At 68.7% G+C, this 24,988-nt stretch carries 19 protein-coding genes, 1 tRNA gene and 5 pseudogenes; 10 read left to right on the top strand and 15 right to left on the bottom strand.

Annotated elements, in window-relative coordinates; translation table 11 throughout:
• Positions 1 to 49: 49 nt before the first annotated feature.
• Positions 50 to 634 (bottom strand): AAA family ATPase, encoded by a 585-nt coding sequence (locus tag ACWC2B_RS36035; RefSeq protein ID WP_450724240.1) that lies wholly within the window; start codon positions 632 to 634, stop codon positions 50 to 52.
• A gap of 1,123 nt (positions 635 to 1,757) precedes the next feature.
• Here ACWC2B_RS36035 and ACWC2B_RS36030 point away from each other — a divergent pair.
• On the top strand, positions 1,758 to 2,513 hold the full coding sequence (locus tag ACWC2B_RS36030; protein WP_450724238.1) for a transposase family protein: 756 nt from the start codon (positions 1,758 to 1,760) through the stop codon (positions 2,511 to 2,513).
• Positions 2,514 to 2,616: 103 nt separating this feature from the next.
• Positions 2,617 to 3,246 (top strand): hypothetical protein, encoded by a 630-nt coding sequence (locus tag ACWC2B_RS36025; RefSeq protein WP_450724236.1) that lies wholly within the window; start codon positions 2,617 to 2,619, stop codon positions 3,244 to 3,246.
• A 690-nt stretch (positions 3,247 to 3,936) separates the two neighbouring features.
• Here ACWC2B_RS36025 and ACWC2B_RS36020 read toward each other — a convergent pair.
• The 3 genes and pseudogenes from ACWC2B_RS36020 to ACWC2B_RS36010 form a co-directional block, all read right to left on the bottom strand.
• Positions 3,937 to 4,041 (bottom strand): annotated as a pseudogene (locus tag ACWC2B_RS36020) (WhiB family transcriptional regulator); the annotation flags it as partial.
• Positions 4,042 to 4,162: 121 nt separating this feature from the next.
• Entirely contained in the window at positions 4,163 to 5,026 is an 864-nt protein-coding gene (locus ACWC2B_RS36015; RefSeq protein ID WP_450724234.1) for an ABC transporter permease, read from the bottom strand.
• Complete coding sequence (locus tag ACWC2B_RS36010) at positions 5,023 to 5,934, bottom strand: ABC transporter ATP-binding protein (RefSeq protein WP_450724232.1); 912 nt, start codon at positions 5,932 to 5,934, stop codon at positions 5,023 to 5,025. Before ACWC2B_RS36010 ends, ACWC2B_RS36015 begins: the two co-directional genes overlap by 4 nt.
• 134 nt (positions 5,935 to 6,068) lie before the next feature.
• Here ACWC2B_RS36010 and ACWC2B_RS36005 point away from each other — a divergent pair, with 134 nt between their 5' ends.
• The 3 genes and pseudogenes from ACWC2B_RS36005 to ACWC2B_RS35995 all read left to right on the top strand — a co-directional run.
• Positions 6,069 to 7,238 (top strand): sensor histidine kinase, encoded by a 1,170-nt coding sequence (locus ACWC2B_RS36005; protein WP_450724230.1) that lies wholly within the window; start codon positions 6,069 to 6,071, stop codon positions 7,236 to 7,238.
• Positions 7,235 to 7,894 carry a response regulator gene (locus tag ACWC2B_RS36000; RefSeq protein ID WP_450724228.1) on the top strand — a complete coding sequence of 220 codons (660 nt, stop codon included), beginning with the start codon at positions 7,235 to 7,237 and terminating at the stop codon, positions 7,892 to 7,894. The genes ACWC2B_RS36005 and ACWC2B_RS36000 overlap by 4 nt, the downstream gene beginning before the upstream one ends.
• 296 nt (positions 7,895 to 8,190) lie before the next feature.
• Positions 8,191 to 8,637, top strand: a pseudogene (locus tag ACWC2B_RS35995) (DUF3626 domain-containing protein); the annotation flags it as partial.
• Positions 8,638 to 8,707: 70 nt separating this feature from the next.
• On the opposite strand, the pseudogene ACWC2B_RS35990 reads toward ACWC2B_RS35995, so the two are convergent.
• The 8 genes and pseudogenes from ACWC2B_RS35990 to ACWC2B_RS35955 all read right to left on the bottom strand — a co-directional run.
• A pseudogene (locus ACWC2B_RS35990) lies at positions 8,708 to 9,013 on the bottom strand (transposase); the annotation flags it as partial.
• Positions 9,014 to 9,133: 120 nt separating this feature from the next.
• On the bottom strand, positions 9,134 to 10,651 hold the full coding sequence (locus ACWC2B_RS35985) for a hypothetical protein (RefSeq protein WP_450724226.1): 1,518 nt from the start codon (positions 10,649 to 10,651) through the stop codon (positions 9,134 to 9,136).
• 52 nt (positions 10,652 to 10,703) lie between these two features.
• Positions 10,704 to 11,765, bottom strand: coding sequence for a terpene synthase family protein (locus ACWC2B_RS35980; RefSeq protein WP_450724224.1), 1,062 nt, complete (start codon positions 11,763 to 11,765; stop codon positions 10,704 to 10,706).
• Positions 11,766 to 11,840: 75 nt separating this feature from the next.
• Positions 11,841 to 13,265, bottom strand: a complete 1,425-nt coding sequence (locus tag ACWC2B_RS35975) for a cytochrome P450 (RefSeq protein ID WP_450724222.1) — start codon at positions 13,263 to 13,265, stop codon at positions 11,841 to 11,843.
• An 82-nt stretch (positions 13,266 to 13,347) separates the two neighbouring features.
• Positions 13,348 to 14,424: a polyprenyl synthetase family protein gene (locus ACWC2B_RS35970; protein WP_450724220.1), complete on the bottom strand. Its 1,077-nt coding sequence runs from the start codon at positions 14,422 to 14,424 to the stop codon at positions 13,348 to 13,350.
• 907 nt (positions 14,425 to 15,331) lie between these two features.
• Positions 15,332 to 16,030: pseudogene (locus ACWC2B_RS35965) on the bottom strand (phosphotransferase enzyme family protein); the annotation flags it as partial.
• A 213-nt stretch (positions 16,031 to 16,243) separates the two neighbouring features.
• Positions 16,244 to 17,320 (bottom strand): annotated as a pseudogene (locus ACWC2B_RS35960) (protein kinase family protein).
• A 45-nt stretch (positions 17,321 to 17,365) separates the two neighbouring features.
• Positions 17,366 to 18,121: an SDR family oxidoreductase gene (locus ACWC2B_RS35955; protein ID WP_450724218.1), complete on the bottom strand. Its 756-nt coding sequence runs from the start codon at positions 18,119 to 18,121 to the stop codon at positions 17,366 to 17,368.
• Between the two features lie 421 nt (positions 18,122 to 18,542).
• Here ACWC2B_RS35955 and ACWC2B_RS35950 point away from each other — a divergent pair, with 421 nt between their 5' ends.
• Positions 18,543 to 19,040: a hypothetical protein gene (locus ACWC2B_RS35950; RefSeq protein WP_450724216.1), complete on the top strand. Its 498-nt coding sequence runs from the start codon at positions 18,543 to 18,545 to the stop codon at positions 19,038 to 19,040.
• A 213-nt stretch (positions 19,041 to 19,253) separates the two neighbouring features.
• A tRNA-Met gene (locus ACWC2B_RS35945) sits at positions 19,254 to 19,327 on the top strand.
• A gap of 220 nt (positions 19,328 to 19,547) precedes the next feature.
• Here ACWC2B_RS35945 and ACWC2B_RS35940 read toward each other — a convergent pair.
• Entirely contained in the window at positions 19,548 to 20,264 is a 717-nt protein-coding gene (locus tag ACWC2B_RS35940; RefSeq protein WP_450724214.1) for a hypothetical protein, read from the bottom strand.
• A gap of 440 nt (positions 20,265 to 20,704) precedes the next feature.
• On the opposite strand from ACWC2B_RS35940, the gene ACWC2B_RS35935 reads away from it, so the two are divergent.
• On the top strand, positions 20,705 to 21,943 hold the full coding sequence (locus ACWC2B_RS35935) for an IS110 family transposase (protein WP_450724212.1): 1,239 nt from the start codon (positions 20,705 to 20,707) through the stop codon (positions 21,941 to 21,943).
• A 66-nt stretch (positions 21,944 to 22,009) separates the two neighbouring features.
• Here the strand turns inward: ACWC2B_RS35935 and ACWC2B_RS35930 are convergent, their stop codons facing one another.
• Positions 22,010 to 23,038 (bottom strand): hydroxymethylglutaryl-CoA reductase, encoded by a 1,029-nt coding sequence (locus ACWC2B_RS35930; protein ID WP_450724258.1) that lies wholly within the window; start codon positions 23,036 to 23,038, stop codon positions 22,010 to 22,012.
• A gap of 255 nt (positions 23,039 to 23,293) precedes the next feature.
• On the opposite strand from ACWC2B_RS35930, the gene ACWC2B_RS35925 reads away from it, so the two are divergent.
• Positions 23,294 to 24,001, top strand: coding sequence for a transposase (locus ACWC2B_RS35925; RefSeq protein ID WP_450724210.1), 708 nt, complete (start codon positions 23,294 to 23,296; stop codon positions 23,999 to 24,001).
• 78 nt (positions 24,002 to 24,079) lie between these two features.
• Positions 24,080 to 24,214, top strand: a complete 135-nt coding sequence (locus ACWC2B_RS35920) for a hypothetical protein (protein WP_450724208.1) — start codon at positions 24,080 to 24,082, stop codon at positions 24,212 to 24,214.
• Positions 24,215 to 24,234: 20 nt separating this feature from the next.
• On the opposite strand, the gene ACWC2B_RS35915 is transcribed toward ACWC2B_RS35920, so the two are convergent.
• Positions 24,235 to 24,615 carry a hypothetical protein gene (locus ACWC2B_RS35915; RefSeq protein WP_450724206.1) on the bottom strand — a complete coding sequence of 127 codons (381 nt, stop codon included), beginning with the start codon at positions 24,613 to 24,615 and terminating at the stop codon, positions 24,235 to 24,237.
• Between the last annotated feature and the right edge of the window lie 373 nt (positions 24,616 to 24,988).

Genomic DNA, 24,988 nt, shown 5'->3' with positions numbered 1-24,988 from the left:
GCCGACCGCACCACCGTCTTCCATCTCCCCCGCCTGTCCGCACATTCGCTCAGGCCGGAGGGCTCAGACGCCGGAACAGACGCCGCAGCAGCGCCCGGTCCATCGTCGCATCTGGCACGGTAAGCAGCGCGTTCTGCAGATGCGTCGTCAAGGCAGCCCAGGTACGGAAGACACCGTGCGTGCAGGACTGGTCGATCCACGCCACCTCCCCACCCGCGACGCCAGCCCACAGCGGATGAAAGGCAGACACCGTCGCAGCCACCTCGCTCCCAGCGAGACGCCCTACCTCCTGCCACGCGCAGACCCGCGACGCCAACTGCGGCACACGCGCCACCGCGCGCTCGCTGCCCGCCCCGCACAGCACCAGCGCCATCCGGGCCTGCGGGCGGTCCCACAACGACTGCAGATACTCCAGACACGGCGCTGGCAACCGCTGCGCCTCATCCACCACCAGCACCCGAGCCTCGTCCAGGGCGCCGACGATCCGCTCATCGGCCTCGGCCGAACGGTGCGGAAACCGGCCCGGCAACACCAGAGCCTCGAACACCGCCCGCCGCAGTTCCGACACCGACGGACGCACCGGCACCCGCACCCACGACACGCCCCAGCCCACCGGCGGATCCGACAGCGCCATAGCGCCACCGTCTTGCCCCGCCCCGCATCCCCGAACACACACGCCGCGCCCCCGGCCGCCATCGCCTGCCCCACCGCCTCGGCCACCGCACGCACCGACACCGTACGCACCGCCTGAGCCCCCACCGGCACCACCACGCCCGGCACGTCCCCCGCCAGCGCGGCCTCCCGCCCTGCAGGCGTCAGCGAGGCCGGACCAGCCGCGGCAGAAGCAGACGGCGTGCCGGTGCCCACACCCGCGACGGCAAGGTCCGACAGAGCCTGCCGGGTCTCCTGCTCAGCCCGCGCCCGGCGTACCACGGCACGGTCCGGCAACACCCGCCCCGAGGCCAGCTCACGCTGAACCGCTCGGTACACCGAAGCCAGCGACACCCCCGCATCCCCGTCCCCGCACTCCTTCAAATGCCGGTAGAGCACAGACACATTGCCGCCCGCCTGCGCCAGTACCTCCCACGCCTCCTCCGACAGCTCGAACCGGGAACGCCTCCGACGCTCCACACGGCCCTCACTGCGCGCCGCCTCCACCCACCGCCACACCGTCCGCGGATGCACCCCCGCCAGCTGCGCCCCCGCCCGCACATGCGCCGACGTCACACCACCAGCCGCATCCAGCTGAAGCAACCGCCCCACCAACACCGGCCGCGACACCGAGACCAAGCCCTCAAGCTCCCGCTCCCCCACCCGGTCCTCCCCCGGCCACACGCCCGACAGAAGACCACCGTGAACCCGCCCGCCCCGCAAAAAGATCAGAAGTACCGTTCCCGTGACAGCGACACGAGCCAGGGTGTAGCGCCCCACGACAGCGGCATCGATAGCAGACACCACCCCACGTCAGTGACCCCGCCCCGACCTCAACACCCCACCAGCACAAACACCGCTATCTGACACCCCGTCACTGACACCCACCCACTGACACCAAACCGGCACATCGCAGGCCCGGTACAGCACCGAGATGACCACCCCGGCAGCATCCCAGCCACCACCGAAGACCCCGCAAGCGGGCTGCCACCTGCAGCGATGACTTTACGAGCCCCACAGGGGGCTTGTGGGTGGCAGAACGGACGGGGCTCCCCAGCAGTTGAGGGAGGTATCTGACATCTCATCTCGGTTGCCGGGGAGCCCCGTTGATTGCCTATCCTGCCGCACTTGACCTGCCGCATGCCCTCGTGGAGACGGTCACGATGCTGATCGTCCTTCGGGAGGGTGACCGGCGGTGCAAGCTGCGTCCGCATCAGCGTGCCCTGGTCGCGCTGGTGTACCTGCGCCAGCACACCACTCTGGCCCAGATCGCTGCCGGTTTCCGGATCAGCGTCGGTACCGCACACGCCTACGTCCGCTCCGTCGTAGCGCTGTTGGCCCGCAAGGCTCCGGGCCTGACCCGGGCCCTGCGTGAGGCCAGAGCCACAGCGGAGTACGTGCTGGTGGACGGCACCCTGGCCGAGTGCGACCGGGTCGGCGACGCGCGTGCCGACTACTCCGGGAAGCACCGCCGCCATGGCGTGAACCTCCAGGTCATCACCGACCCGGTGGGCAGGATCCTCTGGATCTCGCGGGTCCTGCCGGGCCGCACGCACGACCTCACCGCGGCCCGCCGACACCGCATCATCACCACTTGCCGACGCCTCGGCATCCCTGTCCTGGCCGACCTCGGCTACCTCGGTGCCGACGGAACCTTCGCCGTACCTGCTCGACGCTGCCCCCGCAAAGAACTCACCATCCAGCAGCAGGCGTTGAACAAGGCCCATGCCCGCCTCCGGTATCCCGTCGAGCGTGGCATGGCCCGCCTGAAGACCTGGCGGATCTTCCGCAAGGCACGCTGCAGCCCCACCTGGCTCACCACCGCGGCACAGGCTGCCCTCACCCTGGAGAGCTACCGCTGAAAATGCTCAGTTCAAAATGACCGTTGACAGGCGATCTAGGATTGCTCCGGCGTGCTCACGGAGCCGCTCTGAACAACGTTGAGGGGGAGTTCTGTTGAGGAGAATGCTGCAGGTCGAGAGTGCGGTGTTGCTCCTTCTGTTAGCCGGCATCGAAGGCTGCAGCAGCCCTGGCCAGACGACCGGAGCAGGACAACCTGCCACGTCGGCCTCCAGCAGTACCCCGGGCACTCCCGCGATGAAGGCGCTGGGAATGCCCGAGATCGAGAAGGCCCTGCCCACCGTGAACGACGTACCGCCCGGATGGGAGCAACGCGGCAAGGCTGATCTTCTGGACGAGCGCGGCAAGCAGACCAACGGCGGACGCCTCGGCCTGGCCGAGGTCCACTATCGTGCCGCCGACCTCGACGGGATCGTGACGTTCGCGATTTCGTCGTACCCCAACTCGGAGACGGCACACACCGACCTCGGCCAGTTCCGATCCTCCGGTGATGACCTGCCCTCCTCCCAGATCGGCTCGGCAGACGAGGGAACGGCCAGCCACGGCTGCTTCACCACCACCCTGTGCCAGGCGATCACCCAACTCCGAGCCGGTGCAGCCATCATCCACGTGAGCATCACCACCGACGGACCCACAGCACCCGACCCCCGCCTCCTCAACTCCGCAGTCCGCATGGCGGTCGAACGCGTCCGCCAGACCCAACGCGGCGACACACCAACCGCAAAGACGGCATAAACCCCGGCCGCCTACAGACAAACCCCGCGGTCATCGCCGACCGGATCACCGCGGCCGGTGCCGAGTCCACCGATGGCGCCGAACGGGCCCACGCCATCCGCCCCGCCCGCATCGACGACCGTACGGTGCACACCTACCGGGGCGTCACCAGCCGTCCCCTGATGTCCCTGCTCTGGCCCAGGCCGCCAAGTACGCCACCAGCAACGACGATCCACGCACCGCGCAGCACGCCATCGACCTGATCTGCGAGATCGGTGCCGCCATCACCGGCATCACCGCGACCTCCCCCAGGCACTGACCCGCGATCGGCGGGTCAGCTATCGGCAGGTCCGCGTGGTTGCCGGATGCGCCGGGTCCACAGCACGGCGCCGGTGAGGTGCCGTTCTCCTTGCTGGTGGCGGGCCGTCTGGAGCTCAAGGGCTTCGACGGATGGTTCCCTGCCGCATCCACGCCCCTATAGACACGTGCCGGGGCAACAGTACTCGGGGCTGTCCAAGCAAGCGATGGCCAGTGGTTGCTGTGGATCTGGCCGTGAGGCCACGCTCGTGGAACAGAGCCGGGGGCTTGTCGTCGGCGAGGAAGATCCGACGTCACGCGGCCGCGGGGGCGTGGGCGCGATGCCCGCAGCCGGAAGGATCGGGAACGTCTCGCGCGAGCGGTACGACGAGCGCGTGGCTCAGGAGACCCGGCGCCGGGCATGCGCTGGTGCTCGCTGCAGGCCGCCTGCAGCAGGCGCCTCCAGGACGTGACCGTCGGGCGGCGCCGCAGCAGGGCGCGGCGCTCGCGGTGAGTAAGGCTTTCCTTCCGCTGTTGAAATCTGTCTCATGACATCTGTGGTTCAGTCTCGATCCGTTGAGACGGTACGAGCCAGGTGAGCTGACGGGAGTTCCTCCCGGGCCCCTGGGGAGGGGCGTTCTCAGACATCCCGGCGCCGCACGACAGCCACAGCGACGATCACCGAAACGAGCGCCCAGGCCGCGAGCGCGATCCATGAGCCGGTGATCGTTCCCGGATACTTGCCCAGGTCGGTGTAGGAGTTCGGGTTGAGTGCCAGTCGGCTTTCGGCGGGGAGGGGAAGGTAGTTGCCGATCTCTTTGAGGAGTTTGTACCGGTCGCCGCCGAAGAGCATGGGCACGATGAACAGCAGCCCCACGACGGCGACGATCGAGGCGGTGGCGTGTCGCAGGACGGCACCGAACGCCATGCCGATGAGCGCGCAGACCGGGACGATCAGCCCGTAGGCCAGGATTGCGCGCAGGCAGCCCGGGTCGTTGATGGAGAGCCCGACGTGGCGGGAGGCCAGCATCGCGTTGGTGGTGAAGAACGACGTGGTGGAGACGGTCAGGCCGAGGACGAGCGTGATCGCGGTGACGACGGTCACCTTGGCCGTGATCACCGCGCGGCGGTCGGGAACGGCGGCGAGCGTGGTGCGGATCATTCCGGTCGCGTACTCGCCGAAGACCGTGATGGCGCCGAAGCTGGCCGCTGCCAGCGCGATGAGGTCGGCGGCGATGCTGCCCAGGCCGTGGAACAGCGGGTCGTACCGGTAGGGCGGGAGGCCGGGTATCGCGGGATGTGGCCGGTCGATGTACGGCAGGTCGGTGTGGACGGCGTTCACGTTGATCGCGATGGCGACGACGGCGCTGAGGGCGAGTACCCAGTAGGTCGATCGGAGCGACCGCATCTTGATCCACTCGGCGGCGAGCAGGTCCACGAACTGCGCCGTGGGTTCAGCCGCGAGTGCGGACGGCTTGGTGCCGGACAACGTCGCTGTGCTCATCGGGCTTCTCCTGCGAGGTATTCGACGCTGTCGGCCGTGAGGGACATGAACGCCGACTCCAGGGACGAGGCGTGGGGGGTGAGTTCGTGCAGCACGATGCGGTGTTGGTGGGCGAGTTCTCCGATCCGGGCCGCCGTCAGGCCGGTGACCCGGCCCGTCTCTTCGCTCTCCCGTTGCACCGATGCGCCCTGTGCCGACAGCGCGTCCGCCAGTGCGGTCAGGTCGGGCGTGTGCACGGTCACGCTCGGGGAAGCGTCGCGGTCCGCGAAGTCCTCCAGGCTCTGATCGGCGATCAGTCGGCCCTGGCCGATGACGATGAGCTGGTCGGCGGTGTGCTGCATCTCGGCCATCATGTGGCTGGAGACGAACACGGTGCGGCCCTCGGACGCCAGGCGGCGAAACAACCCGCGTACCCACAGCACGCCTTCGGGGTCCAGACCGTTGAGCGGCTCGTCAAACAGGAGCACGGGCGGGTCGCCGAGCAGGGCGCCCGCGATGCCGAGGCGCTGCTTCATCCCGAGGGAGAACCCTCCGATGCGGCGCCGCGCCGCTTTGGCCAGGCCGACCTCCTGGAGGACCTCCTCCACGCGGGTTAGCGGGATGTGGTTGCTGCGGGCCAGGGCGGACAGGTGCGCCTGCGCACTGCGCCCGCCGTGGACGTCCTGGGCGTCCAGCAGCGCGCCGACGTGGCGCAGTCCGCGCGAGCGAGTCGAGAAGGGGACCCCGTCCACGGTGACGGCCCCGCTGGTGGGGGCGTTCAGTCCCAGGATCATCCGCAGTGTGGTGGATTTGCCGGCGCCGTTCGGGCCGAGGAAGCCGGTGACCTTGCCGGGTTCCACGGTGAAGGTCAGGTTGTCGACGGCGACGGTGTCGCCGTACCGCTTGGCCAGTTGGGTGGCTTCGATCATGGGTCAACGGTGCCGGGGAGAGTGGGGCGCGGGCATCGGCCCGTGAGCCACACCTGCGGTCGCGTGCTTGTAGCCCGGGGGATTACGCCCGTGGGTCAATGTCGCGGCGGAGCGGCGCGCATACGATCTGTCCCATGACCACCGTGCTCCGTCCACCCATACTCAAGCGTGTGCCACCGGGTGTGTGGGTGGCGGTCTTCTGGTTGACCGTCATCCTGGTGCGCACGCTCCAACGGCCGGACGAGCTGCACCGTCTGCTCCGCTACAACGGCAACATCGAGGACGCACCGCTCCTGGTCACCGCCGTCGTCACGACGCTGGGCGCGCTGCTGCTGTTCCGCGCGCCGCTGGCGGCCGTGGCCGTGGCGCTCGCGGGCGCCGTCTTCTCACTCGGGATGCCCGTGCGGGAGACGCCGTTCGTCCTCTTCCTCCTGGCCGACGCTGCGGTGGGCTACACCGCGGCCGCCCACTCGCGGCGCGCCTCGGTCCTCGCTGCCATGCTGCCGGCCGGCACGGTGGCCGCAGACACGGTCTGGCGCCTGACACACGGATACGCGGTCAACCTCTCGGTGCAGGCCGCCGTGGCGTCGACCGTCGTCATCGCCTGGCTGATCGGCAACACGATCCGTCAGAACCGGGTGCACACGGACACAGTGCGCGCCCAGGCCACGCAGCAGGCAGTCACCGCCGAACGGCTGCGCATCGCCCGGGAGCTGCATGACATGGTCGCCCACAACATCGGCATCATCACCATCCAGGCCGGCATGGGCAGCCGGGTCATGGACACCCAGCCCGCCGAGACACGCAACGCGCTGGACGCCATCGAGGCCACCAGCAGGGAGACTCTCGCCGGCCTGCGGCGGATGCTCGGCGCACTGCGCCAGGGCGACCAGGAGTCCGCGCCGCTGGGCCCGGTTCCGGGGCTGGACGCCCTCGACCAGTTGATCGGCAGGACTGCGGCCGCCGGGGTCCGGGTCGACGTCCGGTGGCAGGGGGACCGTCGTAACCTGCCACCCGACATCGACCTGGCGGCCTTCCGCATCGTCCAGGAGGCGGTCACCAACGTCGTACGGCATTCCGGCACCCGGGACTGCAGCGTGACGGTCGACTACCGGCAGGACGAACTGGCCGTCGACATCGTCGATCTCGGTTGCGGCGGTACCGCCGACGGCCTTGGATACGGCATCGCCGGCATGCGGGAACGGGTCGGTCTGCTGCGGGGCGAGTTCACCGCCGGGCCGCGTCCGGAAGGCGGCTTCCGCGTGGCTGCACGGCTGCCGGTGCCCGTGGAGGCAGGACAATGATCCGTGTCGTTCTGATCGACGACCAGCCCCTGATCCGTACCGGCCTGCGCGTCCTCATCGCCGACACTCCTGACCTGGAGGTGGTCGGGGAGGCCGGGAGCGGCGACGAAGGGGCGGAACTGGTACAGCAGCTGCGGCCGGACGTCGCCATCATGGACATTCGCATGCCCGGCACGGACGGCATCGAGGCCACCCGCAGGATCGACGCGGATCCGGAGTCGCAGACCCGCGTACTCGTCCTCACCACCTTCGACGACGACGAGTACGTGTACGGCGCGCTGCGCGCCGGAGCGAGCGGCTTCCTCGTCAAGGACATGCCGCTGGAGACCATCCTCGACGGGATCAGGGTCGTCGCCGCCGGAGACGCTCTCATAGCGCCGAGTGTCACACGCCGGCTCATCGAGGAGTTCGCCGCACGGCCCGAACCCGCCTCCGCCCGCCTGGTGGTGGTCGACGGCATCACCTCCCGGGAACGCGAGGTTCTGACCCTCGTCGGCCGCGGCCTGTCCAACACCGAGATCGCCGAGGAACTCTCCATCAGCGTGGCCACCGCCAAGGCCCACCTCGCACGGCTCTTCACCAAACTCGACGCGCGCGACCGGGTCCACCTCGTCATCCTCGCCTACGAGATCGGCCTGGTCGCGCCCCCACGGTGAGTTCATGAGGAGCACGACCCCGCCGAGGATGGCGAGCTGCACTGCTGATTCACCAAAGATCATCCCGCGGCGGCTGGACGGGGGTCAGACGCCGTCGTCGAAGGCACGGGGCAGGCCGATGACCGTTCATCCTGCAGAGCGGGGATCAGACGGACCCGGCGTCGTTCTTTCCACCGTCAAGCACCGTGAACAGCAGGTCACGGGGCCGCATGCCAATCCAGGTGCACCGGCTGATCAAGCTCGGGCACACTGCGCTGGTGAACGCTGATTCAGCCCCGTCACTGCAGGAACAGGCAATCCGTCATGTTGCATCGCTGTCGTCCGAGGCCCCGGACGACCCTGCGCTGCGAGTGACTCTGAACTTTCACCCGGATCGCCCGGTGCGCGACCGGCCGATCCTGCTCGCGTTGGCTGAAGACGGCGTCTATCACTCGCAGTTCGGCACGGGCACAAGCAACGGAGGCCTGACAGCCCACCCCGGGGGTGACCGGTGGCGCTGGGAGAACCGGATCTTCGGGGGCGCCTGTGACCATGCGCCCGCGCACGAACGACCCGTCTACGGCGCGCTGAACTTCCGGCGGAAGCCGCTCGGCGGAGCGCCCCGCTCCGCACACTTTCGGCTGACTGCTGCGACCCTCTCGCGAGCCACGTTCTGCTACCCGGACAGCTTCTTCGAACCGTCGGCGTTCGGTGTCGCGGCCAGCATGTCCCTCATAGAGCTGGCTGAGGCCGATGGCCAGGACTGAACCGTTCCGACTTTCCTGCCGGTGTTTTGCTGGCCGGTGATCAGTCGGCCGGGGGTTCTGGGTCAGCTTAGTGTGCTGCCTCGTATTCGGTGGGGCTGATCATGCCCAAACTGGAGTGCAGGCGGCGGTTGTTGTACCACTCCACCCACGAAGCAGTGGCGTACTCGACGTCGGCGACGGTCCGCCAGGGGCCGTCGTGGAAGACCTTGGTGCGTATGCACTCGGCTTTGTAGGGGCCGTTGATCGTCTCCATCAGCGCGTTGTCGTATGCATCTCCGACGCTGCCGATCGAGGGGCTGGTGCCCTCGATGTGCAGGTGCTCGGTGAAGCGCATGCTCGTGTATTGACTGCCCGCGTCGCTGTGGTGGATCAACTGCCCGCGCTCGATGGGAGTGAAGTTCCCCAGCCCACAACCCGACATCAGCGAGATCCCCACCCATAGCCACACCAACGACAAAGCTGCCCACCCGTCACGACAAGCACCGTTGCAGTACTAAAGCGCGGGTTTCCCGCCCTTGGGGGTGAACGACACCGTCTGTTCGGCGTGGGTGACAGCCGTTCGATGCAGCACTGGTACGAGAGGGCGCAGGCAGTACAGCGTCTTGCCGAGCCATAAGGGGGTCTGCCGGGGCGGGTGGGTGGTGAGGTGGGTGTGGGCGGCGCCGAGGGCGTCAGTGGCCTTGGGTGCGTAAGCGTGGGCGTGGGTGCGGGCTGCGGTGGCCAGGCCGTGGACGGCGTAGCCGGTCTCCTCGGCGGTGGAGCCGTGCAGGCCCCAGCCGCCATCCGGGTTCTGGGTCGCCAGCAGGGTCTCGACCGCTCCGGTGCAGAGGGCCGCCGCGAGGGGATGGTCAATCGCCGCCGTGATGCGGGCCAGTTCGCCGTGGGGGTAGGTCGGGGACAGGTGCCACTTGCACAGCGTCCGGCCTTCGGCGACGGCGCGGGTGAGCCAGCGCAGGACCTGCGTCAGGCGGTCGCGACGTCCGTCGAGGGCGAGCACGGCCGCTACGTGGATGTTGGTGGTGGTCGACGGGTCGTGTTCGAACAGGAAGGTGCGGTAGCAGCCCTGGGACGCGTCGTAGAGCGTGTCGAGGCGGGTGGAGTCGGGGACGTTGCGGCCCGTGATCCGTGCGGCCAGCATCGCGCAGGCGGTGCTGTCGGTGTCACCGGGGATGGCGAGCCCCCCGTCCAGGGTGCTGACCGTGCAGAGCAGGCCGGATGGATGGCTCAGGTCCGTGCACAGCGCGTCCAGCGCTGCCGCGGTGGGGGTTGGGGTGGTTCCCGCCGCATGTTCGAACATGAGGGTCCAGGCGGTGGTGAAGTGGGGGACCCAGTCGAGGTAGCCGAGCGGGACGCGACAGGTGTGGAGGTAGCGCCGGAGTCGATCGATATGCCCGGAGGCCGCGTTCGTGCCGCGGCGCTCAACTTCGAGAAGGAACAGCGCCGAGGCGGCGGGTGCATTGGACAGGGATCCGTTGGGGACCTGGAAGGTCTCCAGGAAGGATGCGGTGTCGATGTGCTCGTCGCCGTAGGCGCGTTCGGCGCAGTAGCCGGCGATGGACAGGGCGGGGTCCAGGAAACCGTCCCAGGCTCTCATCCGGTCCCACTTGGCGCGCTCGCGGTCCATGACGGCGCGTACCGGCTTCGGGTGGTCGGGGAGCGGCCATCCGCGGTGGGCGCAGAGCCGGTCCAGGGCGTCCACGAGGCCGCCGAAGGTCAAGGTCTCCAGGACGCCGGCGGGGGCCGCGGGGACCATTGCGGCCAGCGCCGTCAGGGCGGGCTCGGCCAGGGAGCGGTGGCCCGCGTCGTACAGGGCGAGGGCGGCGGCGTAGGTGGAGAGGTAGGCGTCGTACCAGTTGGCCTGGGCCGGAGCCCCCCAGGTGGTGGGGGTCGTACGGTTCTCGATCAGCCACTGCAGGCACGCCGGCCGCTGCGGGCCGTCGACCAGGGACACCGCCGCGATGTCGTACGCCGAAGGGGACAACTCGTCCGGCTGCAGAAGGGGTGCTGACATGGATCCTCCACGATGTCGGGGGGCCGGGCCTGCGTCCGCACCGGGTGGTGGGTCAGTGGCGGAACTGTTCCCGGGGGGTGTGCACGGTGGGCATGGGGGTGATGGTCACGGGCCCGGGGAGGACTTGGCTGCCGTCGTGGTCGAGGCCGTGGTATCGGCTGGAGCTCTGCATGATGCGGAGGTTCGCGGTGATGAAGTAGCCCAGTCCGTCCATGTAGGCGGCGACGTCGGTGTTGTCGGCGAACGCGGTGCGGGTCTCGTCGCGGACGCGCAGGTAGTCCTGTTCGGTGCGGTGCAGCAGGTCGGCGACCTTGTCGACGGCTGTTTGCAGGTCGAGCCCTTCGTGCCGCATCAGTTCGATGATCGTGTTCGTCGCCTCATGGGCGCTGAGCTCCTTGACGAGTGAGTAGCAGTCGTTGGCCAGCGCCAGGTTCCAGATGACGTGGTGCTGCGCGGACCGGATCAGCGGGTGGTCGGCCAGGGGGCCCAGGTCGATGCCGAGGGAGAACTCCAGGAGGGCGCACGCCCACAGGCGGAAGTGGACCCTGACGCGCCGATCGGCGTAGGTGTCGAGGTCGGCCGTGTCGCTGTGGTGGCGGTGGACGGCCTCGTCGAGGAAGGCGTCCGCCGCGTCCTGCCAGCCGTCGCGCAGGCGTCGGGCGACGCCGGGGGTCGCGTAGGGCTGACACGCCTGGATGGAGTCGTACACGAAGTGGTAGGCCGGATCGGCTTCGCGTGGCGGACGCTCGCCGGCGAACACCGCGCTCCATTGGGCGTGGTGGCTCCTGAGGGCGGTCAGGTCGCCCTGGAGGCCCGGCTTGCTGAAGGTGTCGTCGAGGAGGGTCGCCGGCAGGATCGAGTTGGCGACCGCCTGCGCCCGGTCGTCGAGTGCGCGGGGGTAGCCCAGGCACGCGTAGTGCGCGTGCCCTTGCGCGAGGAAGCGGTCGGCCCGGTCCTCATCCCCGAAGTAGCCGACGAGGTAGGGCCTGGCGAAGGCGTGGGCGTGCTCGTCCAGCTCGGTGCAGCGCGGGTGACAGGCATCCGGAAGGCTGGTGCGGATTTCGGGGATCCGGAAGACCGTCCCGGCCGGGATCGTGAAGTCGTAAGGGTCCACAGGTGCTCCTCAGCAGGTCACAGCGAAGGGAGTGGTTCGAACCGTGCGAGAGCCGCTCCAGGGGCACGAAGGGGGTCACTTTCCTTCCTCCGTGTGGACCGGACGTACGGTGGCCGGCCTCGTCTCTCCCGGGTGACGGGCTGCGGTGGCGGTGGTGTCGCGGGCGCGGGAGCGCATTCGCAGGCCGCCGGGGCTCAGCGCGGGACCGTTGGTGGTGGGGCGTACGCGTACGCCGGGGAGGGTCTGCAGCCGCCAGCGGGTGGCGATGGTGGCCAGGGTGAGCGTGGCGGTGTTGGTGGCGAAGCGGTCCCCGATGCACTTGCGGGCCCCGCCGGCGAAGGGCAGGAACGCCTCGCGCCGCGGAGGGGCGGGGTTGTCGGGGGTCCACCGGTCGGGGTCGAAGCGGCCGGGATCGGGATACAGGTCGGCCTGGTGGTGGATGAGGTAGGGGCTGTAGACGACGGTCTGCCCGGCGGGGATCCGGTACGGGCCGAGCCGGGTGTCGGCCGTGCACCTGCGTGTGAGGAACGAGACGGGAGGCCACAGGCGCAGCGTTTCGGTGAGGATGCGCCCGGTCAGATCGAGACGGGGCAGATCGGCGTGGCTGGCCGGGCGTCCGTTGAGGACTGAGTCGACCTCGGCGTGCAGCCGCGCCTCGATCTCAGGGTGTTGTCCCAGCAGGTACAGCGCCGACGCGAGGGCGGATGCGGTGGTCTCCGTCGCCGCGAGGAAGAAGGTGATGATCTGGTCGGTGATCTCTGCGTCGGTGAGCGTCTGCCCGGCCGGCCCGGAGTCGGGATCGTGGGCTGCCAGCAGCATGGAGAGCAGGTCACCGTGGTCGATGCCGGTGGCCCGGCGTTCGGTGACAATGCGGTGCAGCGTACGGGGCAGACGGGCGCGGGCCCGGTGGTAGCGGCGGTTGCCTGGGGTGGGCAGCCGGTTCAGCGGGGTTGGTAGCGCCATCTGCACCGACAGACTGTGAACGACGGTGTTGAGGTCGGCGAGGGCTCGGGTGAATACCTCGGGCGGCGCGGTCGTCGAGAACAGGGTGTCGATCGTGATGCCCGCGATGAGCTGCTGCATCACGGGGACCACGTCGAGGATCTGGCCGTCCTGCCAGGATCCGGTCGCCTCGGCGGCCCGGGCGGTGGCGGACCGGGCGTAGCCGGGGAGCCGGGCGGGGTGGAAGGCGGGCTGGAGCAGGCGCCGTTGGCGGCGGTGGTCGGCGTGCGGGCAGGACACCAGCCCGTTGCCGACGACCTCCCGGCCTCGGTCGAAGACCGGTCCGCCCTTGTCGAAGGTCCGGTCGTCGCGCAGGATCTGGCCGGTGAGGACCGGGTCACATGCGACGAGGACCGGTAGAGGGCCAAGGCGGATCTCCAGGAGGTCTCCCTGCTGGGGCAGGCCGGTGAGGAAGCCGAGCGGGTCGCGGAGGAGCGGCACGAGGTGGCCCAGCAGCGGCAGCGCGCCGGGGGCGGTGGGGATCGGCCTGGGGTTCACTGTGCTTCCCGCTTCCTTGGGGCCGGTTCACCATGTGGTGAGTGGGTGTGCTCGCGTCGGCCGAGGTGACCGGTCAGGGTTCTCATGAGGTCCTCGCCAGGGCCGAGTCGGTGAGTTGCCGCAGGTGGGCGATCGCGGCGGGCGGGAAGGGCGCGGTGTCCAGTGCGTGGAGCGCCTGAGTGCGGAGGCTGTGGATCATGTTCTCGACTTCGCTGCGGGCGCCGGTGGCCGTGAGGATCTCGCGGAGGTGGGCGGCTTCCGCTTCGTCAAGAGAGGAACTGCCCAGGAGCGCGTGCAGGGCGCGCCGCTGATGACGGTCGGCGCGCTGGAGTGCCAGGGCGGCCAGGACGGTGTGCTTGCCCTCGCGGAGATCGTCCGTTGCCGGTTTGCCGGTCACCTGCGGGATACCGAAGACGCCCAGGAGGTCGTCGCGCAGTTGAAAGGCCTCGCCGACGGGGAGGGCGTAGGCGCTCAGCGCCTCGTATACGGGGAGCGGGGCTCTGGCGAGGGCGGCACCGATGTGCAGGGGGCGCTCGACGGTGTACTTGGCGGTCTTGTAGCGCGCGATGCGCAGGGCCCGGTCCACGTCCGTGGTGGGGCGGCCGGCGGCCGTGACGTCCAGGTACTGGCCGTACATCACCTCGCTGCGCATGTCGTCGACCAGCGGGAGCACCGCACCGAGTTGGGCAGGGTTCAGGCCTGCGGCGTGCAGGAGTTCGCCGGACCAGGCCAGGGCCAGATCGCCGACGAGGATCGCGCAGTTGGTGCCCACGCGCTCAGCGGCGGACCTGCTGCGGCCCTGGCCGTGGTGGAGAGCGAGGCGGCGGTGGATAGTCGCCGCGCCGCGGCGGCTGCCGCTGTCGTCCATGACGTCATCGTGGATCAGGCAGAACGCGTGGAACATCTCCAGCGACGCCGCGACCCCGACCAACGCCCTGGGAGTGCCGTGGCCGCCGGCGGCCTTCCAGCCGGTCACGCACAGCAGAGGCCGCAGACGTTTCCCGCCGACAGCCAGATCACGCAGGCACTGGGTCACCTCGAGCGGCATCCGCAGCTTCCCAGCCCCATCGGCCTTGTCCTCCAAGAAGCCCTTGAGTACGGCGGTGACCCGTGTGAGCAGCGCAGCCGCATCCGGCGAGTCAGCAGCGACCGCCGTCATGAACCCTCCGCCCGCGCAGCAGCCACGGCACACAGGTGTAGGCACGCCTTCTCCGTCCCAGGGTTCCCATGGAGCGTCTCGACATACGAGGACGCGCCGTCAGCTCCGCCGGCACGCGCGGGCCCCGGACAGCCCGGCAAGGGCATGCCGACCCACACAGACGCCACCTGCACCGCGCCCATCAGCACGATCCGCTCCCGGACGTCCGGCGCCCTGCCGTCGAAGCGACACACACCGCCCGCGGGCGGCAGGCCTGGGACAGAACCCCGGTAAATCACACATCGGAATCGAGACACAGCCTCAGAAAAAACGATCACCCCCAAAGCGGACAGGTGTGCATCCGGGGCGCACGGGCGCACCCCTGGGGCGTTCATCCCGAGTCGAGCCAGTTGCGCCACGTTGCACACCGACCGCCCCACGCACCGACACCCTCGGTCCATGGCCCGCTCCGCCAGCACCTCGTCGGCGGCAAGGGGTGCACCGCCATGTCCCTGAGTAAGGCCAATCCAGGCCCGGCCCTGCGCAGACTGGCCGCTGCTCACGCCGCGCCTAGCCTCCACAATCGAACACCACAGTGACTCTCCGCGACCGCTCTCCAGTAGGGTCGGGGACTGGCGCGGTGGCTCGTGCTCCGTTTCCAGTCCCCGCCGCTTCAAACCGGGCATGTGGTTCTCCCGCACCCGGCTTACCGACATCGTTCACCGACTGGCATGCGCTGTCGCCCTGCGTACGGTTCCGATAAGGCGGTAGACCCCGATCCGGGTGATCCATCCGTAGGTAAAACGGGTGGCCCGATTCCGGCCTGGCAAGCCATGTTTTCGGCTGGTGAGGATCGCCAGCCGCTCGTGGACGTAACCGTCGACTGCGTTGAATAGGAGTCGAGTTGGCGCTGCTCGACCTCGACGAGATCACTGGCTCGGTCAGCGACGAAGGCCCGGCAGACTGCGGTGGCCTGTTCGATGACGCCGGGCAGTTCAGCCCGCTCCTGCGGCGAGAGGCCGTAGCCGTCGGCGGGGATCCGCAGTCGTGCCGGGGCATCCAGCCCCGCGGGATGGAGAACTGCTGCAGACGTGGGATCGAGCATGGGAATCCAGTAGCGGGCGGTCATGGCAACGTCTCACACTGCTCGGCCGGGGGCCGCCAGGTCGAAATCGATCAGGGCTGTGGCACGGCCGTCGTGGAAGACGACGTTTTCCGGGCACACATCGTTGTGGCACAGCATCGTTCCTCCCTCCGGGGCAGCCAGGGACCGGGGCCACTCGGCGCATGCGTCAACCGCGATGTCCGCGCTGGCGTCGTGCAGGCGCCTCAACAGGCTTCCCACCGCTCTCAACGCGGACTCAGTCATCGCCCAGCGCGGAAACGGCGGCAGAGCGACGTCGCCCGGGATGAAGGTCAGCTGCTCGCGGCCATCTGCGGTAAGCCGGATCGGCCTGGGAGCCGCGTCGAACCCGTGCTCTTTGAGCGCGAGGAGATGGGCGTGCAGGGCGCGCGCGGTGCGCGGCGCCGGGCGTTCCACCAGGGCGCCGTGGCGGAAGACCGCGCCCGCGTTCACCATGCCGCCGACCAGGGCTGAGCCCTGTGTCGTCTCTCCCTCAGCCGTCATGTCGATCACGCCACCGTCAGGTTTCGCTGGGTGTGGGAGGGTCCCGCAATGCGCTTCGAACTGGACGAGTAGTTCCATTGTCCGAGGTTGCTGCGCGGGTTTGATCTTGATGTCGAATGCGTGCGTGGTCGGGCCTGCGTCGTGCCTTGGGGTGTTGCTGGAGGCCGACTTGGGATGGCTGATTGATGTCGAGTGCTGGCTTCCAGGCGGCCGTCAGTAAATGGAGGAGTCGTACGTCCCGCCAAGCCGGCGGATCTCCTCCAGCGGGTAGGGGGTCTGCCTGCTCCGGCGCTGGAACTTGCGATTGAAGTCGGACATCACGGCGGCGATCGGTGCGTGCCGGGCGAGGATCCCTGCGGCTTCCTCTGGGATTCCTGTGGGGCGCTTGCCCTCTGCGTAGGCGCGCACCAGCGCGTAGCGGCCCTCCCGGTCCTCTCTCTGGTATCCGTACAGAGCGGTGATCAGCCAGTTCACCAGGTACGTGGCGGTGTGACCGCGGTCGTAGGTCCGGTGTCGGTCGAAGAAGTCGGCCTCGTCCTGCGACAGCTCGAACCTGGAGGAGAGGGCGAGGCCGTAGTCCGTGAAGTAGAGACGCTGGCCGTCGGTCAGGATGTTCTCGAAGTGCGCGTCGAAGTGAAGGAGCCCCCGGCTGTTCATGAAGGAGGTGCCGGCTGCCAGTTCCCTCCACCATGGCGCAGGCTCGGTTGGCGGTCTGGTCTCCTGCTTCGACCTGGGTGCCCAGCCACTGGTGCAGGTTCTGCGGAATGTACTCCAGGAAGAGCGTGACGCTCGCCGAGGACTGCTGGCGGCCCTGGATCCGGCGGCGCACCTGCGATCCGCCGCCCCAGTAGGCAACAGCCCGTTCGATGTCGGCCAGTTCTTCGGGCGGGGGCGTCGAGTCCGGCAGCACGCGCCAGTGGTGCATCAGGGGGGAAGCCCTCGTGTTCCGCCGTGAGAACCCAGTTCGTCGTCATGGTGTGCACGGCGAGCTCTCTCCAGGCCCCGAAGCCCGGCGCGCCGATGGTGCCGATGCCGTACTGGCAGAAGACGGGCAGCTCGAACAGATTCGCCGTGGACCGGACGTGCTCAGGTTGCCTCTCCAAGTCGGTGAGGGGCACCCGCTTCACGAAGACCGGGGTTCCCGCGACGTCCAGCAGGGCCGCCTTCCCGCCGATGCCGGATCCGAACGGCACGGCCGTGTCCACGAGCTCGTGCAGGGCGCGATCACTGCGCAGGGCCCAGGGATGCGGAGACGGCACCATGGGCGGTCAGACGCGCACCGTGCGACATGTCAGGGCACTTCACTGCGGCCTCCACCTGCGTGCCGATACGGAGTCACCGCAGGGTGTAGCCGCCGTCGGGGTAGAGAGTGGAACCGGTCGTAAAGCCGTTGGTGAAGAGGAACATCACAGCGTGGGCGACGTCGTCCTCGGTGCCCAGCCGGTGCAGGACCGTGTCCCTGCGGTACTGCGCAAAGGCGCCTTCACGGTCTGCGGCCGGACGCTGCGCCCAGAGGTTGCCGTCGATGGTGCCGGGCGAGACGACGTTGACGCGGACTGGTGCGAGTTCCAGGGCCAGCCCTCGCCCGAGCCCTTCGATCGCTGCATTGCACGCGGCATAGGCGGGAGCGGGCGCTGGGGGCCGGGCCCCAGCGGCACCGGACATCAGTACCACGGATCCATCCGCCGCCAGCTTGGCCGCGGCACATCGCACAGCGTGGTACTGGCCCCAGAACTTGGAGACGAACGGGCTCGCCGCCTCCTCGTCGCTCAGCTCCAGCATCGGGCCCACTTGGTAGGAGGCGGCGGAGGTGAACAGATGGTCCACGCAGTCGAGTTCCGCGAAGAACGCCGCGAGCGAGAAGCCGTCTGTAATGTCCACGGTCCGCCAGGTCGCCGAGCCACCCACCCGCTCCGCCGCGGCGGCCAGGCGCGCAGGAGTGCGGCCTCCCAGTACGACGCGGGCGCCGGCTGCGGCCGCCCGGTGCGCGACCCGCAGCCCGATCCCCGAGCCACCGCCGATCAGCACGACCGTGCGCCCTTCCAGGCACCCGCCGCGGTGGGCTCCAGTGTCAAGGGGCAGTTGACTCATGGCAGTTCCTTATCGGCGCATGACACATACGTGATCAACACCCAGTAACCCGCCGACGGGTGGCCCTATTCCGCACCACGGCGCCTCTCTTTGGGGGACACCGAACGCGTCTATCAAGTCGTTGACCAGGAGACCTACACCCTCGGTGCCTGATCACGCCCCCTCCCTCGGAAAGAGCTACACCCGTTCTCCAGTGGCCAGTTCGCCGCCCGCCGGTTCGCCATACGTGCCGCCGCCAGCGGCAGGAGTTGCACCCGTGGCCGGCCGAGCTCGGTCAGCCCCGGGAGCGCGCGCCAGGGTGGGGCACGGGGCAAGGAGATGTCTGCCGTTCGGGGAAGTTCCTGCGTCTGCCCCGGGGCGGATCGACCGGACGAGAAAATAGGTGAGTTCCCGTCGTTCTTCATATCGGTTGGAGCCCGCGATGTCTGATCCCCCTGCACGACGGAGCCTTCCGGAAGTCGTGGATATGGTGGTGCGGCACCGGGCGGTCGCGTGCGTGCGCGGCGCGGGCGCCGATACCGCAGCCGACGCCCTCTACGCGGTCTTCATGAGCCGGCCCGGCGCAGGCGGGGTCGTGCGGCTGCGGCTGCCGGAACCCGGCGACCGGCCGGCGCTGGCCGATGCCCTGTACGAGGCGCTGGAGCTGCCGGAGCCACGTCCACGCCGGCAAGCCGATGCCGAGCGTGCGATCGCCGACAGCCTCCGCTCAAGGCCCCGGACGGTGGTGCTCGAACGCGCCCATGAACTGCGCACGATCGCACTGCAGGTCCTGTACGGGCTGTGGGCCCACCAAGTACCCGACCACTTCCCGCTCCTGCTGGCCGGAGACGACCGCCTGGACACAGTCCTGAGACGGCCCGCGCTCGCCGGCCTCCACTCGTACATGCTCCTCTGGCACAGCCTTCCCCCCGCCGACTGATCCCAGCCGAGCGCTTCCGCCACGCGCTCCACCCCACGAGCGCGGCAAGGGCGCGCCTGCCCCCGGACGCCCTCTTCCGCCCGTCCCCCGCCCGCACGCCCCGCTCCGGCACCCCCAGACAGTCGACGCCAACCGGCCCACGACGGAAGCGGCCAGCCGCACGACCGGCTGGTCCAGGGCAGTCGACCCCTGACGTAGGGTGGGGTTCACCGACGCGGGGTGGAGCAGCTCGGTAGCTCGCTGGGCTCATAACCCAGAGGTCGCAGGTTCAAATCCTGTCCCCGCTACTGCACATGAAGGCCCGGATCGTCCGCGATCCGGGCCTTCATGACGTTGCCGAGCCGTGTCGGCGTGCAGCAAGGGCCTCCGCGACAAGCTCACCCCCGAGCAGCGCCGCATTCGCGCAGTTGGGTGCGGCGTGGGCGTGACGCTGTCTGCGGCCGGTCGTTGAAGTGGCCGCAGACGCACAGCCGGACCCCGGGACGCATGGCCCGGGGTCTCGTGCTGTCAGCTTGTCCTGCCCGCCGGGCCCCAGCCGTCGAGGAAACCGGCCAGGGCGCGGCGTTGCTCTTCCTCCCGGGCGATCTGCTGCGCGAGCACTTGGCGGTCGATGTACGGGTCGACGGCGGCCAGGACCAGGCGCTGCAGTTCCTCCGGCTCCAGGGCTTCCACCTCCCACTGCACGGGGCGGGCAGGGTCGAACCCGTGGCGCTCCGCGAAGGCCAGCCACCTCGGGTCGCCTCGCTTGCCCTCGGTCGCGGGCAGCTCGTAGGTGCGCACCTGGTCGTAGGTGAGCAGCACTCTGGTGACCGAGCTCCAGCAGCCGGTGCGCGCGCCCCAGTCGCGCTCGATGTCCTCGCCGGAACAGTCGAAGTCACCCGCGACGAGGAGCGTCCCGTCCCTCGGGTCGGCGGTGACGCGGTCGTGGACGACGTCGGCGTAGGACTGGGATCCGAAGCCGCGGACCACCAGGACGGGAATGCCCGCCTCATCGAGCCATTCGGTCAGCTGCTGGCGAAGGGTGTCTTTCTCGGCAGCGACGTACAGGGCACGCTCCTGGCCCTTTGTGCGGTCCAGGCGGAACCAGCCGGGCACCTGTGCCACGAAGTCGTCCACGTGTGGCCAGGCCGGCGGCGCGTGGACCGTGCGCACGGTGTCGATCAGTTCGGGGAAGCGGCCCTCGCGGCGAGCCTGGGCGAGCTGGGCGGACAGACGCCGGTACATCGGCGCCGTGTGCGGCACGCACGCTGTCGGAGATCAGCGAATACCAGGCCTGCCTGGTCGTGAGCGGCAGCTGAGCCGTGTAGCGCACAAGGACGCGGTCCACGGCCGTCAGTAGTTCGCACGTCCGGGCACGGAGCTTCCACTGCGGCTGATAGCCCCGGGGCCGCCGGTTCGGCATGACCACGCCTCCCGACCGGGGGTTAGTAATCCGAGCCCCTGGCGGGGCCACCCTGAGCGGGCGAAAATCGGTTCGTGGCCGTCCGGCGGACGTCGACGCGTCTTGGCGTGTTCCGAGCCCGAGGGTTAGTAGGACGGTGGGGGTTCGTTGACAGGCACCCGGAAGTGCTGCTTCGAGCGCGTGTACTAGATTCTTTGGCCTGCTGGACCCCTGCCGGGCGGTCACATGCTCGCGGCCGACGTCGAGAGGGGGTGCCGGGGCAATGGCAGTACTGCACGAACGCTGTGCGGGGATCGACATCAGCAAGGCGGACGTGAAGGTCACGATCCGCGTGCCCGGCCCCGGCAAACGGCGCCGCACCGAGACCCGGACCTTCACCACCATGACCCGCGACCTGCTGGCCCTGCGGGACTGGCTGCTCGCCGAGGGCATCACCCTGGTCGGCATGGAGGCAACCGGCATCTACTGGAAGCCGATCTTCTACGTCCTTGAACACGAGACGGAATGCTGGCTCCTCAACGCCCGCCATATGAAGGCCGTCCCGGGCCGCAAGACCGACGTGAAGGACGCCCAGTGGATCGCCCAGCTCGTCGAACACGGGCTCGTCCGCCCCTCGTTCGTGCCGCCCGAGCCGATCCGTCAACTGCGCGACCTCACCCGGTATCGCACCGAGGTCATCCGCGAACGCACCCGCGAGACCCAGCGGCTGGAGAAGCTCCTCGAAGACGCCGGAATCAAGCTCTCCAGCGTGGTCTCCAACATCCTGGGCGTCTCCGGGCGGGCCATGCTGGAGACACTCATCGCCGGTCAGCGGGACCCGCACCTGCTGGCCGAGATGGCCAAGGGCTCCATGCGCCGCAAGACCGACACCCTCATCGAGGCGCTGACCGGCAACTTCGGCGACCACCATGCGTTCCTCGCCCGCACGATGCTCGACCGCATCGACGCCTGCACCGCGACCGAGACCCGGCTCAGCGCCCACATCGACCAGCAGATCGCGCCGTTTCGCCGCCGGATCGAACTCCTGACAACCATCCCCGGGATCAACACCCGGGCCGCCGAGGTGATCCTCGCGGAAATCGGCGCGGACATCGCCCGCTTCGCGTCCGCCGGCGAACTGGCTTCCTGGGCCGGGGGCTGCCCCGGCAACCACGAGTCCGCCGGCAGGCGCCCCACCGGCAAGGCGCGGCACGGCGACCCCTGGCTCAAGGCAGCCCTCAGCCAGGCCGCCGTCAGCGCTGCCCGGACCAAGGACACCTACCTCGCCGCCCGCTACCGGCGCATCGCCACCCGCCGAGGCAAGAAACGCGCCCTGGTCGCCCTGGAACACTCCATCCTCATCAGCGTCTGGCACATGTTCACCAACGACATCGACTACACCGATCTCGGCGGCGACTACTTCCTCCACCGCACCGGCCGGGCCCGGCAGACCCGACGGCTGGTGCGCCAGCTCAACCAGCTCGGCTACCAAGTGGTCCTCCAACCAGTCGAGGCTGCCTGAACAGCGGAAACGGACAGCGGATACGGGATTTTCGTACTAGGACGCCTTGGCGTCGCTCGTCATGACTTATGCCCCGATCCGTTGCGTCTCGTTCTTACGTTCCATCTGAATGTGTGCGCGCATGAGTTCGCCGGGATTGGTCTGGGCCGCCAGCAGCGAGAGTTCACCGCAGAGGACGGTGGCGGCGGCGATGACGGCAAGGCGGCGGGCATTTTCGCCGAGCTCCCGGTTGTCCCTGCAGCCGAGCCGGGTCAGATTGGTCTCGACGAAGTCGAGTCCCTTGCCGTTGCCGACGCTGCCCACGATCAGGTTGGGCAGCGTGCAGGAGAAGTAGAGGTCCCCGTCGCGGTCCTCCGCCAAGGTCACTCCCTGCGAGCCCTCAATGATGTTGGCCGCGTCCTGGCCCGTCGCCAGGTAGAAGCCGAGCAGCATGTTGGCGTAGTGGGCGTTGGCGGAGCGGATGCCGCCGGCCAGAAGTGTGCCGAGCATGTTCTTGCGGATGTTCAGCTGGGCAATCTTGGCAGCCGTGGTGTGGAGCATGTTCGTGACCACGGCCTGCGGAATGAGAAGCTCAGTGACCACATTCTTGCCACGGCCCAATATGCCGTTGACCGCGGTTGCCTTCTTGTCGGTGCAGTAGTTCCCCGAGATCGATCCGTACGAAATTCCGGGGATCGTCTGCAGAATGTGCGAGAGCAGCGCGTCCGAGGCCAGCGTGACCATGTTGTGCCCCGACGCGTCCCCCGTGGTGAACTCGAAGCGGATGAACAGCAAATTGCCTGTGATCTCGTGCCGGACGTTGATCAACCGGGCGAACCTGCTGCACATCTGCACGATTTTGTCGAATTCTTCGACGCGCTCAGTGAGTTGGCGCGCGGCTGCGTACGCAGTCGCCGCGTCCTCCGCCTCCACGAGCACCGAACGGGTCATCCGCTCGTCCACGAGCGTGGCGACGATCCCCTGCTCAACCTGGCGGGAGATTTTCGCGCCGCGTCCCACCGAGGGCCACAGCGGCGACTCATAGGTGGCGAGTGGCACCTCCGTCTCGGCGGTGGCCACGTTCCCCGAAATCCGCACGGGGCCCACCCACTTCATCGGGACCCCTGCCACTAGCTGAGTGCTGTTCATCGTGTACTTCCGATCGTCCAATGGTTGGCGTTGCGAGAGCCAGGCCGGAACGTGTCGACATGGGCAAGACCGGCAGGTCGTTCTATCCGTGCCGGGGTCGTCTGCTCGTCCGGTCAGCGGGGCGGGAGACGCAACGCCTGGAGAAGGAACTGGAGGACACCGGGATGAAGGTCACCTCGGTCCTGACCGACGTCACCGGCGTCAGCGGGCGGGCCATCCTGGATGGATCTGATCGCCGGAGAGCGGGACCGCGAACGACTGGCCGACCTCGCCGTGGGCAAGGCGCGGGCTAAGGTCCCGGCACTGATCGAGGCCCTGGACGAGAACTTCACTACGCACCACGCCTTCATGGTCCGCCACTACCTCGACGAAATCGACCGCTGGAAGACTCTGATCGCGGGCTTCGACGAGCGCATCACTGCCCTGCTCGGCGAGCAGGAACGGGACTTGGAACTCCTCGACACGATCCCCGGCCTCGGCCGTACCGCGGCGCAGATCGTCCTCGCCGAGACCGGCGGGAACATGGGACAGTTCCCCACCGCGCAGAACCTCGCCTCCTGGATCGGGGTCTGTCCAGGGCAGAACGAATCGACCGGCGTGAACAAGTCGGGACGGACCAGGCCGGGCAACAGCCACCTCAAGCGCCTGCTCGGCGTCGCCGCCATGGCCACGATCCGGAACAAGGACACCTATCTTGCGGTGTTCTTTCGCCGGCTCAAAGCCCGCCGAGGTGGCAAGCGCGCACTCGTCGCCGTCATGCACAAGATCACGATCGCCATCTGGTACGTCCTGCATGACCACGTTCCCTACCGCGAGCTCGGTACCGACTACTTCGCCCAGCGAGATCCCGAACGTGCCATGCACCGCATGATCAAGGAAGCCAACAGCCTCGGATTGACCATCCGTTTCGATCCGATCCCAGCCGGCTGACCTGCACGACGCACTTCATTTTCGGACCAGACCCGCAAGCTTTACAGACCCGAACTCCGGCCAGCTGGCGCTCGGCACATGCGCACCCAGCTCAGCACCCGGACAGGCCTGCTGAACAACAACACCGCCACCGCGTTCACCTGCGTCAACGACGGCCGCAACGGCACGGACGGCATGACCTTCACGGGAAATGGCATTTTCCAGATCGACTAGCTATGCCGCAGGCCCGTCAGTCAGCGGGGTTGAGGGATCGCGCACGCACCCGGGACGTAGCCCCTGATCCCCTGGTAGTCGACGAAACTCCACGCGGTGCTGCTGGGTTCGGCCCAGTTAAGGCAGAGGGAGTAGCGCTCTCCCTGTTCCAAGGTGCACTGGGCTTTCGCCGTGGCACCCTTGGGAAGCAGGCCGAGAGCGGTGGCACCCACCTTCTTGGCCACACGGATCTTGACGCTTTCCTGGGCTTGCGCATAGCACTGCCTCGCGGCGGCCGAATGGCTCTTCGCGGCCGGGGCGGACGGGCTCGGGCTCGCCGCGGCGGCCCCCGTCGTCGTGAATACCACACTCGCCATCGCGACCACGCCCGCCAGTGGAACCAGCTTGTTTCGGACACGCATAAAGAACAACCTTCTCTTCCGGCAAGCTCTCGGTCCGCTCTTTGTCACGGACGTCGTCCAGGATGCCGATCTGCCGCAGCCAGGTCATTGGCACTGCGTGCACAGCTCGTTGGCGATGGGTGCACTCGGACTCCCGGAACCAGAGGCTGGGGGTGAGGACCCCCCACTGCCAGGGTGGTGCTGATCAGCTGTCCAGGAGCAGCCCCGCCGGACCTGTCGGCGGCCGGCGCCGTACCTGACGGTCGGTGAACGCTGTGTCGGCGGCGCCTGAACCGTTAAGAGCCTGTGTCTAAACCCCGCCCGGGCCCGTGGCGTCTGGCACGCACGCTCGCCGCGTTGCCGAAACGCCCTAGTAGCTCCGCTACGAGGACCT

This window comes from Streptomyces sp. NPDC001415 (genome assembly GCF_053597395.1).
The sequence above is the reverse complement of the archived record's forward strand: the minus strand, read 5'-3'. Positions and strand labels throughout refer to the sequence as shown.

Bases quoted from the DNA above. Each gene is read 5' to 3' on its own strand.
- ACWC2B_RS36035 (WP_450724240.1), bottom strand. From the start codon at position 634: ATGGCGCTGTCGGATCCGCCGGTGGGCTGGGGCGTGTCGTGGGTGCGG.
- ACWC2B_RS36025 (WP_450724236.1), top strand. From the start codon at position 2,617: ATGCTGCAGGTCGAGAGTGCGGTGTTGCTCCTTCTGTTAGCCGGCATC.
- ACWC2B_RS36015 (WP_450724234.1), bottom strand. From the start codon at position 5,026: ATGAGCACAGCGACGTTGTCCGGCACCAAGCCGTCCGCACTCGCGGCT.
- ACWC2B_RS36010 (WP_450724232.1), bottom strand. From the start codon at position 5,934: ATGATCGAAGCCACCCAACTGGCCAAGCGGTACGGCGACACCGTCGCC.
- ACWC2B_RS36005 (WP_450724230.1), top strand. From the start codon at position 6,069: ATGACCACCGTGCTCCGTCCACCCATACTCAAGCGTGTGCCACCGGGT.
- ACWC2B_RS36000 (WP_450724228.1), top strand. From the start codon at position 7,235: ATGATCCGTGTCGTTCTGATCGACGACCAGCCCCTGATCCGTACCGGC.
- ACWC2B_RS35985 (WP_450724226.1), bottom strand. From the start codon at position 10,651: ATGTCAGCACCCCTTCTGCAGCCGGACGAGTTGTCCCCTTCGGCGTAC.
- ACWC2B_RS35970 (WP_450724220.1), bottom strand. From the start codon at position 14,424: ATGACGGCGGTCGCTGCTGACTCGCCGGATGCGGCTGCGCTGCTCACA.
- ACWC2B_RS35955 (WP_450724218.1), bottom strand. From the start codon at position 18,121: ATGAGTCAACTGCCCCTTGACACTGGAGCCCACCGCGGCGGGTGCCTG.
- ACWC2B_RS35950 (WP_450724216.1), top strand. From the start codon at position 18,543: ATGTCTGATCCCCCTGCACGACGGAGCCTTCCGGAAGTCGTGGATATG.
- ACWC2B_RS35940 (WP_450724214.1), bottom strand. From the start codon at position 20,264: ATGTACCGGCGTCTGTCCGCCCAGCTCGCCCAGGCTCGCCGCGAGGGC.
- ACWC2B_RS35935 (WP_450724212.1), top strand. From the start codon at position 20,705: ATGGCAGTACTGCACGAACGCTGTGCGGGGATCGACATCAGCAAGGCG.
- ACWC2B_RS35930 (WP_450724258.1), bottom strand. From the start codon at position 23,038: ATGAAGTGGGTGGGCCCCGTGCGGATTTCGGGGAACGTGGCCACCGCC.
- ACWC2B_RS35925 (WP_450724210.1), top strand. From the start codon at position 23,294: ATGGATCTGATCGCCGGAGAGCGGGACCGCGAACGACTGGCCGACCTC.
- ACWC2B_RS35920 (WP_450724208.1), top strand. From the start codon at position 24,080: ATGCGCACCCAGCTCAGCACCCGGACAGGCCTGCTGAACAACAACACC.
- ACWC2B_RS35915 (WP_450724206.1), bottom strand. From the start codon at position 24,615: ATGCGTGTCCGAAACAAGCTGGTTCCACTGGCGGGCGTGGTCGCGATG.